This window comes from Kluyvera genomosp. 2, from assembly GCF_036759865.1.
GTDB lineage: Bacteria > Pseudomonadota > Gammaproteobacteria > Enterobacterales > Enterobacteriaceae > Kluyvera > Kluyvera ascorbata_B.
Map to the genome: position 1 here is coordinate 47,301 of NZ_JAPKIA010000022.1, position 15,317 is coordinate 62,617.

Annotated in this window: 16 protein-coding genes; 10 read left to right on the forward strand and 6 right to left on the reverse strand. The window is 58.3% G+C overall.

Annotated elements, in window-relative coordinates; all coding sequences use genetic code 11:
- Window positions 1-52: 52 nt before the first annotated feature.
- Window positions 53-1,270, forward strand: coding sequence for a bifunctional acetylornithine/succinyldiaminopimelate transaminase (argD, locus tag V6942_RS20730; RefSeq protein WP_106925150.1), 1,218 nt, complete (start codon window positions 53-55; stop codon window positions 1,268-1,270).
- On the opposite strand, the gene V6942_RS20735 is transcribed toward argD, so the two are convergent.
- Together V6942_RS20735 and crp are read right to left on the reverse strand one after the other, a co-directional pair.
- Complete coding sequence (locus tag V6942_RS20735) at window positions 1,263-3,338, reverse strand: YccS/YhfK family putative transporter (protein ID WP_182930582.1); 2,076 nt, start codon at window positions 3,336-3,338, stop codon at window positions 1,263-1,265. The two genes, argD and V6942_RS20735, sit on opposite strands and share 8 nt — an antisense overlap.
- Window positions 3,339-3,389: 51 nt before the next feature.
- Window positions 3,390-4,022, reverse strand: a complete 633-nt coding sequence (crp, locus tag V6942_RS20740) for a cAMP-activated global transcriptional regulator CRP (protein WP_000242758.1) — start codon at window positions 4,020-4,022, stop codon at window positions 3,390-3,392.
- A 304-nt stretch (window positions 4,023-4,326) separates the two neighbouring features.
- On the opposite strand from crp, the gene V6942_RS20745 reads away from it, so the two are divergent.
- A complete protein-coding gene (locus V6942_RS20745) occupies window positions 4,327-4,731 on the forward strand; it encodes an OsmC family protein (protein WP_333501765.1) in 405 nt (134 codons plus the stop codon).
- A 116-nt stretch (window positions 4,732-4,847) separates the two neighbouring features.
- On the opposite strand, the gene V6942_RS20750 is transcribed toward V6942_RS20745, so the two are convergent.
- Genes V6942_RS20750 through V6942_RS20760 form a run of 3 tightly spaced genes read right to left on the reverse strand, consistent with a single transcriptional unit; the run spans window position 4,848 to window position 7,006 of the window.
- The gene (locus V6942_RS20750) at window positions 4,848-5,711 is read right to left on the reverse strand and encodes a phosphoribulokinase (protein WP_182966878.1); all 864 of its coding nucleotides are present in this window, start codon (window positions 5,709-5,711) and stop codon (window positions 4,848-4,850) included.
- Window positions 5,712-5,768: 57 nt separating this feature from the next.
- Complete coding sequence (locus tag V6942_RS20755) at window positions 5,769-5,987, reverse strand: YheU family protein (protein WP_106925153.1); 219 nt, start codon at window positions 5,985-5,987, stop codon at window positions 5,769-5,771.
- Window positions 5,984-7,006, reverse strand: coding sequence for a hydrolase (locus tag V6942_RS20760; RefSeq protein WP_333501766.1), 1,023 nt, complete (start codon window positions 7,004-7,006; stop codon window positions 5,984-5,986). Before V6942_RS20760 ends, V6942_RS20755 begins: the two co-directional genes overlap by 4 nt.
- 250 nt (window positions 7,007-7,256) lie before the next feature.
- Here V6942_RS20760 and mdcA point away from each other — a divergent pair, with 250 nt between their 5' ends.
- The 8 genes from mdcA (at window position 7,257) to mdcH (ending at window position 14,303) form a co-directional block, all read left to right on the forward strand.
- Window positions 7,257-8,912, forward strand: a complete 1,656-nt coding sequence (gene mdcA, locus V6942_RS20765; protein ID WP_182929915.1) for a malonate decarboxylase subunit alpha — start codon at window positions 7,257-7,259, stop codon at window positions 8,910-8,912.
- Entirely contained in the window at window positions 8,912-9,769 is an 858-nt protein-coding gene (locus tag V6942_RS20770) for a triphosphoribosyl-dephospho-CoA synthase (RefSeq protein ID WP_182966882.1), read from the forward strand. The genes mdcA and V6942_RS20770 overlap by 1 nt, the downstream gene beginning before the upstream one ends.
- 9 nt (window positions 9,770-9,778) lie before the next feature.
- The gene (gene mdcC, locus V6942_RS20775; RefSeq protein ID WP_106925157.1) at window positions 9,779-10,078 is read left to right on the forward strand and encodes a malonate decarboxylase acyl carrier protein; all 300 of its coding nucleotides are present in this window, start codon (window positions 9,779-9,781) and stop codon (window positions 10,076-10,078) included.
- Complete coding sequence (locus tag V6942_RS20780) at window positions 10,071-10,904, forward strand: biotin-independent malonate decarboxylase subunit beta (protein ID WP_106925158.1); 834 nt, start codon at window positions 10,071-10,073, stop codon at window positions 10,902-10,904. Before mdcC ends, V6942_RS20780 begins: the two co-directional genes overlap by 8 nt.
- Complete coding sequence (mdcE, locus tag V6942_RS20785; protein ID WP_106925159.1) at window positions 10,904-11,704, forward strand: biotin-independent malonate decarboxylase subunit gamma; 801 nt, start codon at window positions 10,904-10,906, stop codon at window positions 11,702-11,704. The genes V6942_RS20780 and mdcE overlap by 1 nt, the downstream gene beginning before the upstream one ends.
- Window positions 11,705-11,826: 122 nt before the next feature.
- Window positions 11,827-12,786: an AEC family transporter gene (locus V6942_RS20790; protein WP_106925160.1), complete on the forward strand. Its 960-nt coding sequence runs from the start codon at window positions 11,827-11,829 to the stop codon at window positions 12,784-12,786.
- Window positions 12,787-12,789: 3 nt separating this feature from the next.
- Complete coding sequence (locus V6942_RS20795) at window positions 12,790-13,407, forward strand: malonate decarboxylase holo-ACP synthase (RefSeq protein ID WP_182966884.1); 618 nt, start codon at window positions 12,790-12,792, stop codon at window positions 13,405-13,407.
- The gene (gene mdcH, locus V6942_RS20800; protein ID WP_182929917.1) at window positions 13,407-14,303 is read left to right on the forward strand and encodes a malonate decarboxylase subunit epsilon; all 897 of its coding nucleotides are present in this window, start codon (window positions 13,407-13,409) and stop codon (window positions 14,301-14,303) included. The genes V6942_RS20795 and mdcH overlap by 1 nt, the downstream gene beginning before the upstream one ends.
- Before the next feature lie 79 nt (window positions 14,304-14,382).
- On the opposite strand, the gene V6942_RS20805 is transcribed toward mdcH, so the two are convergent.
- The gene (locus tag V6942_RS20805; protein ID WP_333501767.1) at window positions 14,383-15,315 is read right to left on the reverse strand and encodes a LysR family transcriptional regulator; all 933 of its coding nucleotides are present in this window, start codon (window positions 15,313-15,315) and stop codon (window positions 14,383-14,385) included.
- Window positions 15,316-15,317 lie beyond the last annotated feature (2 nt).

Sequence of the window (15,317 nt, forward strand, 5' to 3'; positions counted from 1 at the left end):
TTTGTGGATAGATTCTCACAATCATTGCTGCATCGTTGAAGAAGGGCATGACATGGTAACCAAACAACCTGCGATCACCCGCGCGACCTTCGATCAGGTCATTTTGCCAATTTATGCACCGGCCGAGTTTATTCCGGTGAAGGGCAAGGGCAGCCGCGTCTGGGATCAGCAAGGCAAAGAGTACGTTGATTTTGCAGGCGGTATTGCGGTGACGGCGCTGGGCCACTGTCATCCGGCACTGGTGGACGCGCTGAAAACCCAGGGTGAAACCCTGTGGCATACCAGCAACGTGTTTACTAACGAACCGGCGCTGCGCCTGGGGCAGAAGCTGGTGGATGCTACCTTCGCGGAACGTGTGGTATTCATGAATTCCGGAACGGAAGCCAACGAAACCGCCTTTAAGCTGGCGCGTTACTACGCGTCTACCCGCCATAGCCCGTACAAAACCAAAATTATTGCCTTCCATAACGCGTTTCACGGACGTTCGTTGTTCACCGTTTCCGTGGGCGGTCAGCCGAAGTATTCCGATGGTTTTGGCCCGAAACCGGCCGATATTGTCCACGTACCGTTTAACGATCTGCATGCGGTAGAAGCGGTAATGGACGATCATACCTGCGCGGTCGTGGTCGAGCCTATTCAGGGTGAAGGCGGCGTACTGGCGGCAACGCCAGAATTCCTCAAAGGCCTGCGCGCGCTGTGCGATAAGCACCAGGCGCTGTTGGTGTTTGATGAAGTGCAGAGCGGCATGGGCCGTACCGGCTCGCTGTTCGCTTACATGCACTACGGCGTGACGCCGGATATTCTGACCAGCGCCAAGGCGTTGGGCGGCGGTTTCCCGGTCAGCGCTATGCTCACCACCGAAGAGATTGCCAGTGCCTTCCACGTGGGGTCACACGGTTCCACCTACGGCGGTAACCCGCTGGCCTGTGCCGTGGCCGGGGCGGCCTTCGATATCATTAACACCCCCGAAGTCCTTAACGGCGTGAATGCTAAACGTGAGCGCTTTGTTCAGCATCTGCAGCACATTAACGCGAAGTACGATGTCTTCAGCGATGTGCGCGGCATGGGTCTGCTGATAGGTGCAGAACTGAACGCGAAGTATAAAGGCCGCGCGCGCGACTTCCTGTATGCTGCGGCGGATGCTGGCGTGATGGTGCTGAATGCGGGCCCGGACGTGATGCGCTTTGCGCCATCTCTGGTGGTGGAAGAACAGGATATCGACGACGGTATGCAGCGCTTTGCACAAGCCGTGGCAGCATTGATCAGCTAGACTGCCGTTTCAACCAGCCGCCGTGCCGCGGGCGCTGGCGCCAGGCCACCGACGAGATGGTGTGCATGGTGCTTAAGTGCCCTAAAATACGCTGGAGATGCTGTTCCATGGTGCTCAACGGCCCGTGGGACAGCGCGTCCGGCGCTTCCATAATGTTCACCTCGCCGCTGCTTCCCGCCTCATCGTATTCCAGACGCTGTTGACAGCGCTGGAGCGCGATTTCACACGACTCCAGATAGCGTTGGGCCAGATCCGGCGTCAGCATGTTGTGCTCGCGTGCCAGGGTCGTCATGGCGTTGATGTGCTCGACGATAAACTGGCTGTGGGTGACCCACAGCTTCATGTCTTCGAGATAGCGAGAGTTAAATCCCGGTTCCTGCATGGCCTGGTTGAGGGTGTTGTACAGCGTATTGTGCGCCTGGTTGACGCGCATGCGCTGATAGGCAAGCTTAGGCGCCTGCGGGTCGGGGCTGAGGATCAGACGAATGGCCTCCTGGTCAGCCTCCAGCGCCGCCTGAGCGTTCTGACGCAGCTGGCCGCTCTGCCACTGCGGCCACAGCCAGATCATCCCACCAAAGGCAATCAGGCAGCCGATCAGGGTGTCGATAAAGCGGGCGATAATAAACTCTTCGCCGTTGAGCGTCAGAAGCTGCAAGGTATACACCGCCGTAATCGTGAAGCCCACGGTGGCCCAGCCGTAGCTGCGGCGAATAATCAAGTAGCTTACCAGCGTCACGATCAGCATCCCAGCCAGCGCCCACCCTTGTGGCGTGTGGAAGTGTAGGGCGATAGCGGCGATGACCAGCCCGGCCAGAGTCCCTGCCGCACGATGGAAAATCCTTACGCGCGTAGCGCCGTAGCCGTTTTGCGTGACCAGCAGGACCGTCATCAGGATCCAGTAGGGTTTCGGCAGATGCAGCGCCATCCCCATCAGGCTGGCAATGCTTAACATGACGCTGAGGCGTGCGGCGTTGCGCAGCGCGGGCGACTTCAGCGACAGATAGCTTTTTAACGCCGGGATGAGCGGCAGGCGGCGCTCTTTGTCGGCCATCAGATTACGTGGGTAAAGCGGGCGCTGGCTACGCAGTACGCGGGCAATACGGCTGAAGTGCCAGGCGCAAAACTGGCCGACCGGGTTATCCGGATGCTGGCGGGCAATTTTATCCAGCGCGCCAATCTGTTTGTCCATCGTGAAGCGCGTGGGGTAGCGATGATAGAGAAGATCGTCCGCCAGCACGCGCAGGCGCGCGGAAACGGTCTGCGCGTTCCAGCGGATCACCGCTTCGGCGTGGCTTTGTTCAACCAGCTTCTGGACCTCTTCCGGCTGGTGCAGGCTAACGGAGATATGTTCCTGCAAATCCAGCCCCATCTGGAAAGCACGCAGCAGCCGCTTGTAGTCGTTATGTTGGTTAGCCGCCAGCATATGCAGCTGCTGGTAGCACTGGGAAATGAGATCCACCACCTTTTGCTGGCGAGTGAGCAGTGGCGGGAGTGCGCTGTTGGGGTCGGTATGCTGCGTCAGCAGACTATATTTTGCTTCGCAATAGTCGGCCAACTGGCGGTAGAGCAGGCTTAACGATTCACGCAGCGGCTGTTCGCGCCATATCCAGAACCACCACCAGTTGAATAATCCGTACCACAGGGTGCCCAGCGCGTAGATGAGCAGCGGCTGCCAGATGGGCATATTGCCGGCCAGGCTGAGCGTAAAAATGGCGGCGATCAGCGAGGCGGGCAGTAGCCGCCCGTGCAGCGCGCTGATCTCCGCCGTTACGCCCAGCAGCAGCGCTAGCCCGCTCAGGATCAGCGGCAGGGGAACGTCGCGCGCCAGCAGCAGCTGCACGGCAAGGCTGCACCCGGCAAACAGGCTGCCGCCGATAATCAGGCGTTTGAAAAAGCGCTTATGTGGGGTGTCGAGACCGGCGATGTTGCAGCAGGCGGGCACCAGCGAGAACAGCAGGCCCTGCTGAAGATGGCCGAAAAGCAGGCCAATAGCCACGGGCAAACACAGCACCAGCGTTTGCCGTAGTGCATAGTTGATTTCTGGGTGGTAAATCAGCCTGCGCCACATAGGGGAAAACAAAAGCGGCGTATTGCCTGGCAATACGCCGTTTAGGCTGGATTAGCGGGTACCGTAAACGACAATGGTTTTGCCGTGTGCGGAGATCAGGTTTTGATCTTCCAGCATCTTCAGGATACGGCCCACGGTTTCACGGGAGCAGCCCACGATCTGACCGATTTCCTGACGGGTAATTTTGATCTGCATGCCGTCCGGGTGGGTCATCGCATCCGGCTGTTTGGCCAGGTTCAGCAGAGTCTGCGCGATACGACCCGTCACATCGAGGAACGCCAGGTTGCCGACTTTCTCAGAGGTAACCTGCAGACGACGCGCCATTTGCGAAGAGAGACGCATCAGAATGTCCGGGTTAACCTGGATCAGCTGACGGAATTTTTTATAAGAGATTTCAGCCACTTCACAAGCGGTTTTTGCCCGTACCCACGCGCTGCGTTCCTGGCCTTCTTCAAACAGGCCTAACTCGCCGATAAAATCGCCCTGGTTGAGGTAAGAGAGGATCATCTCTTTGCCTTCTTCGTCCTTGATGAGAACTGCCACTGAGCCTTTTACGATGTAATACAGCGTCTCTGCTTTTTCACCCTGGTGAATCAGCGTGCTCTTCGAGGGGTACTTATGAATATGGCAATGAGACAAGAACCATTCGAGAGTCGGGTCTGTTTGCGGTTTGCCAAGCACCATGCGCGGTTATCCTCTGTTATAAGCTCTTCCCGGCGGCAAAAACCTGACGGCCACCGGTTGCAATAGTATCCTTCCCGTTACCTGGGAAGTCGGCTGTCGAGTTACGCCGCAGCCTGTAATGTGATGTCCTCTGCATACATGCAGTACGTTTATGTATTACCGTAGCATCCTGACTGTTTTAGCATAGCTTTCGCCGTGTGTCTCCTGGTGTCTCGCTTCAGCATGACGGCGATCGCCTTCCATTGCGAGAATTGTTATGTGCGCGTAATCTGAGAAGAATATTGCAACCTCGGAGTTAAAAATTATGCAAGCGCGTGTGAAATGGGTTGAAGGGTTAACCTTCCTTGGCGAGTCCGCTTCCGGCCACCAGATTCTGATGGACGGCAACTCTGGCGATAAAGCGCCAAGCCCGATGGAAATCGTGCTGATGGCCGCTGGTGGCTGTAGTGCTATCGACGTGGTGTCTATTCTGCAAAAGGGCCGTAATGACGTCACCGATTGTGAAGTGAAGCTGACGTCCGAGCGCCGTGAAGAAGCGCCGCGACTGTTTACCCATATTAATCTGCACTTCATTGTCACCGGTAAAGCGCTGAAGGATGCGGCGGTATCTCGTGCGGTCGATCTGTCGGCGGAGAAATACTGTTCGGTTGCGTTGATGCTCGAAAAAGCGGTGAATATCACCCACTCTTACGAAGTGATTGAGGGGTAAACCCTTAACAAGGGCGTATGCCGTGCGACTGTCGGGTGGCGGCTACGCCTTACCCGACCTACTCGTTTCGCAATATCCTGTAGGCCTGATAAGCGAAGCACCATCAGGCTTAAGGTTTAGTTGCGGCCTTCCATTAAACGCTGCACCAGCGGCGTCATAATCAATTCCATTGCCAGCCCCATCTTCCCGCCGGGAACGACCAGCGTATTCATATGCGAAATAAACGATCCCTGAAGCATGGCCAGCAGCCACGGATAGTCGATGTTTTTAAGATTACGGAAGTGAATCACCACAAAGCTCTCGTCCAGCGATGGAATACTTTTCGCGGCGAAGGGGTTAGACGTGTCGACCGTGGGCACGCGCTGGAAGTTGATGTGCGTGCGTGAAAACTGCGGGGTGATGTAGTTGATGTAGTCTTCCATTGAGCGCACCACCGAGTCCATGACCGCTTCGCGCGAGTGGCCGCGTTCGCTGGTGTCGCGAATCATCTTCTGGATCCACTCAAGGTTTACGATCGGCACCACGCCGACCAGCAGATCCACGTGGCGGGCCACGTCGTGCTGCGGCGTCACCACGCCGCCGTGGAGCCCTTCGTAGAATAGCACGTCGGTAGGCTCCGGCAGGGGCTGCCAGGGTGTGAACGTGCCGGGCACCTGGTTCCACGGTACCGCTTCGTCGTAGGTGTGCAGGTATTTGCGCGACTGCCCTTTACCGGTCAGGCCGTAATCGCGAAAAGTCTGTTCCAGCAGACCAAAGTCATTGGCATCCGGACCGAAGTAGCTGATATGGCGGCCCAGATCGCGGGCCTTGCGGATCGCCATGTCCATTTCCGGGCGCGTATAGCGGTGGAAGCTGTCACCTTCGACCTCGGCGGATCGCAGGTTAAGCTGGGCGAAGATTTTACGGAATGCGAGGCTGGTGGTGGTCGTACCCGCTCCGCTGGAGCCGGTAACGGCAATAACCGGGTGTTTGGCAGACATGCGAATAACTCCCTGAATACGTGACAGCAAGCAGCGTGCTTCCTGTCACTAGTATAGTTAACCGCGGAATTGGTTACGGGGCATGATATTGACGGTCTCGTGAAGTTCTGACCAGACCAGCACCGCTTCGCCTGTTTGTAGCTGCTGTTTGACGTCGGCGACCTTTTGCGCAAGTGAACGCTCATATTCACCATAATCAGTGCCTTCGCGCAAGACAAAGCTTTCAATCAGGTTATCCAGCGTTTGCGGGTCGAGGTCCTGCCATGGAATGATCATCCTTTCGTCCCCAGCCAGCGCATCAGCCAGGCGGGGATGCGTTTCTCCAGCCACATTTCCGGGTGGCGGAGAGTCCCACCGATAAAGCCCACGTGCCCGCCGTGCTCGGTCAACTGATACTCGACGTTATCCGGCAGCTCTTCCTGGGCGGGAATAGAATGATGATCCATAAACGGATCGTCCTTAGCGTGGATGATCAGCGTCGGCTTGGTGATTTTGCTTAAGATAGGCATCGCGCTGCATTGACGATAGTAGTCAATGGCATCGGCGAAGCCGTGAATTTTTGAGGTAATCGAGTCGTCAAACTCGCGGATGCGACGCATGCTTTTCAGCTGGCGTAAATCTACCGGCAGCGAGCCGGGATAGGCCTTGAGCTTGCGAGCCGCGTTGCCCTTGAGCAGATTGAGCAGGTAGCGCTGGTAGACGCGGGAAAAGCCCTTATCCATATGATAACTACAGGCTTCCAGCATAAACGGCGCTGAGACGATCGCCGCGGCATCCACCGGGACGTTATCACCTTCTTTCGCCAGCAGGCAGGCGAGCATATTGCCGCCCAGCGAATAGCCCACCGCTGCGGTCGGCACATGGCCGTATTCGCGCGCCAGCCAGTGCAGGAACCAGGTGCCATCTTCCGTTTCACCGGAGTGATAGATACGGTTCAGGCGGTTGGGCTCGCCGCTGCAGCCGCGAAAGTGCATCACGACGCACAGCCAGCCCTGTTCTTTTGCCGCATTAATTAAACCGTGAGCATACGGGCTGTACAGGCTGCCCTCCAGCCCATGGAACACCACCAGGCGCGGTTTATGGCGCGCGGCCTGCGGGTCTTCACTCCACGCCAGATCGACAAAATCGCCGTCCGGCAGCTCAAGACGCTGCCAGTGCGGCGTGAACTGCAGCTTACGGCGAATAAGGCGCGGCAGCATCGTTTGCAGATGGCGATTGCTGACGCCGCGCATCGGCACGAAGGTGGCGCTGCTGCGGGTGTCGATGTTGAGGTCGTGGTGGGTGGTTTCAGTCATGGCTACGCGATGTTTACTCGTTAATCTGCCGCCTACTATACCGTCACTTTGCCCTTGTGTTTATGAAAATGAGGCATGCGTAGCGCTTTTTATCCCTTTGGAGTCTGATCCTCCTCACAAATTGTTACTTCAATTATTACTCTCAAGCTAATGATTCTTTCCTACGCTTAATTGATGACTTTCTCACCAGAGTGCACACTCTTATCTGTGTTAAGCAATCAAAATGATTAGCTGAATCAGGAGGTTAATAATGTTATCTGGGCAAACGCCAGCACGCGTCTGGAACACGCGCCGCACGGAAAAACAGCGCCGTCTGGCTTCCGTTCCGGTGCAGGGTAAGGTTCTGCCGACCGCAGACCTGACCGCGATGCTGGAAAAACTGATCGCGCCGGGTGACCGCGTGGTATTAGAAGGCAATAACCAGAAGCAGGCAGATTTCCTGTCCCGCATGCTGGCTGAGGTTAACCCGCAGATTGTGCACGACCTGCACATGATTATGCCAAGCGTCGGGCGCAGCGAGCATCTGGATATTTTCGAGAAGGGCATCGCGCGTAAACTCGACTTCTCTTTCTCCGGTACCCAGAGCCTGCGTATTTCGCAGCTGCTGGAGGATGGCCAGCTGGAAATCGGCGCCATCCATACCTACATCGAACTTTACTCCCGCCTGTATGTTGACCTCGCCCCGAACGTGGCGCTGATCGCTGGCTACAAAGCCGACCGTAAAGGTAACCTCTACACCGGGCCGAGTACCGAAGATACCCCGGCGCTGGTGGAAGCTGCCGCATTCCACGACGGCATCGTTATCGCACAGGTTAACGAGCTGGTGGACGACGAGTGCGACCTGCCGCGCGTCGACATTCCTGGGTCGTGGATTGACTACGTTGTGGTTGCCGACAAGCCGTTCTTTATCGAACCGCTGTTTACCCGTGACCCGCGCCTGATCAAACAGGAACATATCCTGATGGCGATGATGGCCATCAAAGGTATCTATGCCGAACACCAGGTGCAGTCCCTGAACCACGGTATCGGTTTTAACACCGCCGCCATCGAGCTGCTGCTGCCGACCTACGGCGAACAGCTGGGCCTGCGCGGCAAAATCTGTAAACACTGGACGCTCAACCCGCATCCGACGCTAATTCCAGCGATTGAAAGCGGCTGGGTAGAAAGCGTGCACTGCTTCGGCGGCGAGCTCGGGATGGAAGAATACATCCGCGCCCGTCCTGACGTGTTCTTCACCGGTGCTGACGGCTCTATGCGCTCTAACCGCGCCTTCTGTCAGCTGGCGGGGCAGTACGCGGTCGATATGTTCATCGGCTCAACCCTTCAGGTTGATGGCCTGGCCAACTCCTCTACCGTGACCCGCGGTCGTCTGTCCGGATTCGGCGGTGCGCCAAATATGGGTCATGACCCGCACGGTCGTCGTCATGCGACGCCGGCGTGGCTGAATATGATCACTGAGCCAGACCCCATGCAGCGCGGTAAAAAACTGGTTGTGCAGATGGTCGAAACCTTCCAGGCCGGCGCGAAACCGACCTTCGTCGAAAAACTGGACGCGGTTGACGTGGCGAAAGCCTCCGGCATGCCGTTAGCGCCGGTCATGATCTACGGCGACGACGTGACCCACGTCCTGACCGAAGAAGGTATCGCTTACCTCTATCGTGCGAAAGATCTCGAAGAACGTCGTGCGATGGTGGCGGCGGTTGCCGGTATCACCGACATCGGTCTGGGCGTTGATGCTAAACGCGTGGCTGAACTGCGTCAGAGCGGCAAAGTGGTCTATCCGGAAGATATGGGTATCCGTCGTACCGACGCGACTCGTTCTCTGCTGGCGGCCAGCAGCGTTGCTGACCTGGTTGAATGGTCTGGCGGTCTGTACAACCCACCTGCGAAATTCCGGAGCTGGTAATGAAACTTCTGCCCCAGATTCAGGTTGAAGGCGGTGCCGAATGGCTGGCGCGAACCGCCACGCAGTGTCTGATTGACGAAGCACGATTAAGCCCGAAACCCGGTCTGGTGGACAGTCGGGGGAACGGCGCGCACCACGATTTATCGCTCGCGCTGATGGAGCGTTCGGCGCACAGCCTGACCCCCACGTTTCAGGCGCTAGCGCAACAAAGCTGGCAGCGTCCGGCGGATATTGCGCTGAGACAAACCGTAGGGCGACTCGGCCGTGCGGGTGAGAAACAGATGATGGCCGCTACCGACGGCGTAAACACCCACCGCGGCGCGATCTGGGCGCTGGGGCTGCTGGTGAGCGCGGTGGCCATGCACGGCGGTACCGGCAGTGCGCAGCAGGTTGCGGCCACCGCCGCCGAGCTGGCGAAGCTGCCCGATGCTGCCGCACCGAAGGTCTTCAGTAAAGGGCTGCGCGCCACGCATCGTTATCAGGTGCCCGGCGCGCGCGAAGAAGCGCAGCAGGCGTTTCCACACGTGATGCAGCGTGCGCTGCCCCAGCTACGGCTGAGCCGCCTTAACGGCAGCAGCGAAACGCACGCCCGGCTCGACGCGCTGATGGCGATCATGACTTCGCTGACCGACACCTGCGTTTTGTCGCGCGCGGGTCTGGAAGGGCTGGACGCTATGCAGGACGGCGCACGTGCGGTGCTCAGCGCCGGCGGCAGCGCCCATCCGGCAGGGCAACAAGCCTTGGCCGCGCTCGATCGCCAGATGCTGGCGCTGAACGCCTCGCCGGGCGGCGCGGCGGATCTGCTGGCCGCGACCCTGTTTCTCGATCGCATCGAATCGCCTTATTTAAAGCATTAAGAGGATGTTATGGAACACATTACGTTAACCGTACCGGCCAGCCGCACCTTACGCGGTAAAGCGCTGGCAGGCGTTGTGGGCTCCGGGGATATGGAGGTGTTATTCACCGCCGACCAGGGCCAGACGTTAACCGTCGATATCACCACTTCTGTCGATAACAGCCGCAGCCGCTGGGAAGCGCTGATTAACCGTCTGCAAACCGTCAGCAGCCTGCCGGCTGGCACGCTGACCATCCACGACTTCGGCGCGACGCCGGGCGTGGCGCGCATCCGTATCGAACAGGTTTTTGAAGAGGTGAGCTATGCGTGATGACCGCAGTTTTATCGAATTAAAAGCGCGCCAGCGTGCGCATGCGCTGCTGGATGAAGGCAGCTACCGTGAACTGCTCGACCCGTTTGAAGGCGTGATGTCGCCGTGGCTGGGCGCGCAGGGCATCGTTCCGCAGGCCGATGACGGCATGGTTGTGGCAAAAGGCACCATCAATGGCAAACCGGCCGTGGTGGTGGCGATTGAAGGTGCATTCCAGGGCGGCAGCATGGGCGAAGTGTCCGGTGCCAAAATGGCGGCGGCGCTGGAACTGGCGGCGGAAGATAACCGCAACGGCATCCCAACGCAGGCCGTTCTGAGTCTGGAAACCGGCGGCGTACGTTTACAAGAAGCGAACCTGGGCCTGGCGGCGATTGCCGATATCCACGCGGCGATTGTTGACCTGCGTCGTTATACCCCGGTGGTTGGCATTGTGGCCGGTACCGTGGGCTGCTTCGGTGGGATGTCCATCGCGGCGGCGCTGTGTAGCTATCTGATTGTGACCCGCGAAGCGCGTCTCGGCCTGAACGGCCCGCAGGTTATCGAACAGGAAGCCGGTATTGAAGAGTATGACTCCCGCGATCGTCCGTTTATCTGGAGCATGACCGGTGGCGAAATTCGCTACCAAAGCGGCCTGGTGGAAGCACTGGTTGGCGACGGCGTCAACGCAGTCAAAGCGGCGATGCATGAGGCGCTGGCGAAAGGCGTTCCGGCGAAACATCGCACCGATAACTATGCCTGGTATCTCGACCGTCTGACGAATTTCGATACCCGCAAACAGGCGGATACCGAACAGATTCATGCGCTCTTCGCCCGGGAGGTGAAATGATGAGTAACGCAATGAGCCGTGGCGAATTATGGCTGGAAACGCTGGTTCCGAACGCCAAACGAATCGAAGGGCTGTGCCCGTCTGTGCAGGCTGCTGACGGCGAACTTAACGGTGAAACGGTGCGTTTTGTTGCCGTGGTGCCGGATGCCAATAACCACTTCCCGCGCGCAGCGAAAGGGGAAGTCGGTCTGCTGGAAGGCTGGACGCTGGCAAAAGTGGTCAGTGAAACCATCGCCGCAGACGCTGATAAAGCGGTGAAACGTCCGATTGTGGCGGTGATTGATGTACCAAGCCAGGCCTACGGTCGCCGTGAAGAAGCTTTCGGTATTCACCAGGCGCTGGCCGGTGCCGCAGCGGCGTATGCCAACGCGCGTCTGGCAGGTCACCCGGTGATTGGCCTGATTGTCGGTAAAGCGATGTCCGGTGCGTTTCTGGCGCACGGCTACCAGGCGAATCGCCTGATCGCCTTCAACGACAAAGGCGTGCTGATTCACGCCATGGGTAAAGAGTCGGCGGCGCGTATCACCCTGCGTACCGTTGACGCGCTGGAAAAACTGGCGGCGACGATTCCGCCAATGGCGTATGACATCAGCAACTACGCCACGCTGGGGCTGCTGGAAAATCTGCTGGATATCAGCAATCCGGATGCGCCATCTGCAAACGATCTGACGCTGGTGGTGAACACCTTGCAACAGGCCATCAAAGACGCTCGTCAGGACCCGACGCTGAAAAGCCGTCTGGGCGCTGACAATCGCCGCAGCTCTGCCCTCGTACGCGAACGCATGCGGGCAAGCTGGTAAGAAAAAAGAGACCTGCCGGATGTACGGCTCCATGGGCGCTTCCCAGCGCCCATGCGGGCACTTGCATCTGAAAAATAATAATCATCGCGCCAGTGCTAACTTTTTTTCATTACAGGTGAAATATGACTTACGTAATTGTTCATGCTCTTGCTCCGATTTTCGTCATCATGCTGCTGGGATTCTGGGCCGGGAAGGCCAAAATGGTCGATAACAAAAATGTCTCCCTGCTCAATATCTTCGTGATGGACTTCGCGCTGCCCGCCGCGCTGTTTAGCGCTACCGTACAAACGCCGTGGGCCGGCATCGTGGCGCAGTCACCGCTGATTGTGGTGCTGACGCTGGCAATGTGGATTACCTATGCCGCTATCTACTTTATGGCGACCAAGTTGTTCAATAAATCACCGCAGGATGCCGCCGTGCTGACCCTGACCGTGGCGCTGCCAAACTACGCTGCGCTGGGCCTGCCGATTCTGGGGAGCGTGCTGGGTGAAACCTCGTCTACATCGCTTTCCGTTGCCGTTTCCATCGCTTGTGGTTCTGTGTTGATGACGCCGTTCTGCCTGCTGATTCTGGAACGTGAAAAAGCGCGTGCGGAAGGTGGCAACTCCGGTTCTACGCTGTCTATGCTGCCGGTACTGATGTGGCGTTCAATTAAAAAACCGATCGTAATGGGCCCGCTGCTGGGGGTTATTCTCTCCGCAATTGGCATCAAAATGCCGGACCTGGTGCTGGCGGCGATCAAACCGCTGGGCCTGTCTGCGACCGCGGCTGCGCTGTTCCTGACCGGGGTGATTCTGTCTGCACGTAAATTGCAGATCAACACCGTCGTGATTACCTCAACCCTCGCTAAGCTGCTGATTCAACCGGCGATTGCCTGGGCTATCGTTCTTGTTCTCGGCCTGCATGGCTCGGTGGCGATTACCGCGATCCTGATGATTGCGCTGTCTGCCGGTTTCTTCGGCGTGGTATTCGGTAACCGCTTTGGCGTGCAGTCGCCGGATGCAGAAGCCGTGCTGCTGTTGAGCTCCGTACTGTGTATCCTGTCGCTGCCGCTGTTTATCTCGCTGACTTCAGGAATCTAAATCATGAGCACAACATTACGTCCACACGACCTTATCTGGCTGAATGCGCGCGACGCGCTTGAAGATGTCACGGAATCCTGGGTGGATACCGTCTGGCATAGCGGCTTGCCGGTAGTGGTGCGACGTGATGTTGATGCGCAGGGGCGCATTCCGGTGGGCGTCCGCGGGATGAAGCGCGACCAGCGCGCCGCCGGTTGGGTGAAAGCAGAGGCGGTCGTCCGCGTCTGCTCGCCGGAATCGCTGGTGGACCCGATGTCGCTGCTGCGCTCGCCCTTTATCTCTCAGCCACCGGTTCAGGTGGCTTTGTTATTGGCGCAGCAGGCATGGCCGTGGACGTGGGGGATTACCGGCAGTACTGGCTATGCGCTGGCGACCGGGATCCCGGTTATCCATGCCGCAAGCGATCTGGATCTGTTGATCCGCGCGCCGCAGCCGCTCTCCCGTGAAGCGCTGGAAACGTGGCAGCAGCAGCTCACCGCCGGACTTTGCCGGGCGGATACCCAGGTGGATACGCCGCGCGGCGGCTTTGCCCTCAATGAATGGCTGCGCGATGGAAAAGCACTATTAAAAACCTCGCAGGGGCCGCAGTTGGTTCGCGACCCGTGGGGCAGGGAGGAGTGATGAAAATTCTGTTTACCTTCCCGGGGCAGGGAACGCAGCACGCAGGAATGCTGCAAAACCTTCCGGGGACGGAACTGGCCCAGGCGCGTGAGGTGCTTGGCGCTGAGGTTGATACGCTGGATACCCCTGAGGCGCTCAAACATACCCGAGCCGTTCAACTGTCTCTGCTGATTGCTGGCGTTGCATGGGCGCGCGAGCTAGAGCGTCGTGGTGTAGCGCCTGATATCGTCAGTGGACTCTCCATTGGCGCGTACCCGGCGGCGGTGGTTGCCGGTGCGCTCGACTTCGCCGACGCGCTGACGCTGGTCGCGCTGCGCGGTGACTTAATGGAGCTGGCCTACCCGCACGGCTACGGCCTGACGGCAATTATGGGGCTGACGCTGAGTCAGGTGGAAAGCCTGGTAGAAGGCAGCGGCACTTATATCGCTAACCTGAACGCTGAAACGCAGATTGTGATTGCCGGTCCTGATGACGCGATGGCCGACGTGGCGAAACGCGCGATGGCCAAAGGGGCCAGTAAGGCACCTCGCCTGGCGGTGAGCGTGCCGTCGCATTGTGCACTGTTGGCCGAGCCCGCGCACAAGCTGGTTGAGGCGTTCAGCCATGTAACGCTTTCCCGTCCGCGCTACGCCTACCTGAGCGGTAGCACCGGTCGCGTGCTGTGGCAGCCGGAACGTATCGCTGACGATCTGGCGATGAATATGGCGCGCACGGTGCGTTGGCAGGAGGCGGTGATTTCCGCCAACGAACGTGAAGCACGGCTGGCGATTGAAATGCCGCCCGGTGGCATACTGACCTGCTTAACGCGTCAGGCGGCGTGGGAAGGGGAGTCGATTTCTCTGGAGCGCAGCGGCGTGGATGTGGCTGTGCACCTGGCGAAGCGTCTTCGTGCGTGATGTGATTGCCCGATGGCGCTGCGCTTATCGGGCCTACAGGCTGTGTCGTTTGTAGGCCGGTAGCATCGCCATTCGGCAATCAGGCGTTGGGGTTGAGGCTACGCGCATACATGCGGCCTTCGGCGGCCAGCGCCAGCAAGCTAGGGTCGCGTTCGCGGTTACGGGCAAAGACAATCGCAATCAGCTGCCGCATTTGATACGGGTCCGCCAGTTTTTGCAGATGCACCGTATTTTCATACATCTTTTTCATTCGCCCCGGCATCAGGGTAAACCCGACGCCTGCCTGCACCAGACTCAGCATTGAGAAAATATCGTTTACGCGGGTCACAATTTCCGGTTCGAACCCGGCGATATGAAACGCTTCCTGGAATCCGGCATAGGTGGCGAACCCTTCGGCCAGTGAGACAAACTTCTCGTTGCGATAATCGCGCAGATCCGCCGTTTTATGCGTATCCAATGTCGAAGTGATCGGCGCAGCAAGGTAAATATCATCGTGAAACAGCGGCAGTACTTCCAGGCTGTTACGATCGATTTCGCTTTCTGAAATGGAGATCAGAATCGCATCGAGGGTGCCGTCTTCCAGCATCTTCAGCAGGGCTTCATTTGAACCCATCGTGAGACCCATCTCGAGATCCGGACGACGCAGTTTCATCCCCATAATCAGCCGCGGCACCGTCTCCAGCGTCAGCGAATACAGCGTGCCAACGCGCAGACGGCCTTGTCCGACGCCTGCCGTTTTGCGAGCTTCTTCCAGCCCGCGTTCCATCAGTTGCGTCACTTCCTGACAGTATTCCAGCAGCGTCCACGCCGCCGGTTGGGCAAGCAGATTACGCCCTTTGTGCACGAACAGCGGACAACGCACGTTCTCTTCCAGCGTATGCAGCGCCCGGTGCACGCTGACGCCGCTGATATTCAGCGCCTCAGCGGTACGGGCGATGTTGCCCTTCTCCATAAAGGTCATGAAGATGGTGAGCTTGCGGAAGGTAATGTCGTCGGTGATTGACAGGTTCATCG

What these genes read in the sequence shown, in the direction of transcription:
- argD (WP_106925150.1), top strand. Translation starts at nt 53, where the DNA reads ATGGTAACCAAACAACCTGCGATCACCCGCGCGACCTTCGATCAGGTC.
- V6942_RS20735 (WP_182930582.1), bottom strand. Translation starts at nt 3,338, where the DNA reads ATGTGGCGCAGGCTGATTTACCACCCAGAAATCAACTATGCACTACGG.
- crp (WP_000242758.1), bottom strand. Translation starts at nt 4,022, where the DNA reads ATGGTGCTTGGCAAACCGCAAACAGACCCGACTCTCGAATGGTTCTTG.
- V6942_RS20745 (WP_333501765.1), top strand. Translation starts at nt 4,327, where the DNA reads ATGCAAGCGCGTGTGAAATGGGTTGAAGGGTTAACCTTCCTTGGCGAG.
- V6942_RS20750 (WP_182966878.1), bottom strand. Translation starts at nt 5,711, where the DNA reads ATGTCTGCCAAACACCCGGTTATTGCCGTTACCGGCTCCAGCGGAGCG.
- V6942_RS20755 (WP_106925153.1), bottom strand. Translation starts at nt 5,987, where the DNA reads ATGATCATTCCATGGCAGGACCTCGACCCGCAAACGCTGGATAACCTG.
- V6942_RS20760 (WP_333501766.1), bottom strand. Translation starts at nt 7,006, where the DNA reads ATGACTGAAACCACCCACCACGACCTCAACATCGACACCCGCAGCAGC.
- mdcA (WP_182929915.1), top strand. Translation starts at nt 7,257, where the DNA reads ATGTTATCTGGGCAAACGCCAGCACGCGTCTGGAACACGCGCCGCACG.
- V6942_RS20770 (WP_182966882.1), top strand. Translation starts at nt 8,912, where the DNA reads ATGAAACTTCTGCCCCAGATTCAGGTTGAAGGCGGTGCCGAATGGCTG.
- mdcC (WP_106925157.1), top strand. Translation starts at nt 9,779, where the DNA reads ATGGAACACATTACGTTAACCGTACCGGCCAGCCGCACCTTACGCGGT.
- V6942_RS20780 (WP_106925158.1), top strand. Translation starts at nt 10,071, where the DNA reads ATGCGTGATGACCGCAGTTTTATCGAATTAAAAGCGCGCCAGCGTGCG.
- mdcE (WP_106925159.1), top strand. Translation starts at nt 10,904, where the DNA reads ATGAGTAACGCAATGAGCCGTGGCGAATTATGGCTGGAAACGCTGGTT.
- V6942_RS20790 (WP_106925160.1), top strand. Translation starts at nt 11,827, where the DNA reads ATGACTTACGTAATTGTTCATGCTCTTGCTCCGATTTTCGTCATCATG.
- V6942_RS20795 (WP_182966884.1), top strand. Translation starts at nt 12,790, where the DNA reads ATGAGCACAACATTACGTCCACACGACCTTATCTGGCTGAATGCGCGC.
- mdcH (WP_182929917.1), top strand. Translation starts at nt 13,407, where the DNA reads ATGAAAATTCTGTTTACCTTCCCGGGGCAGGGAACGCAGCACGCAGGA.
- V6942_RS20805 (WP_333501767.1), bottom strand. Translation starts at nt 15,315, where the DNA reads ATGAACCTGTCAATCACCGACGACATTACCTTCCGCAAGCTCACCATC.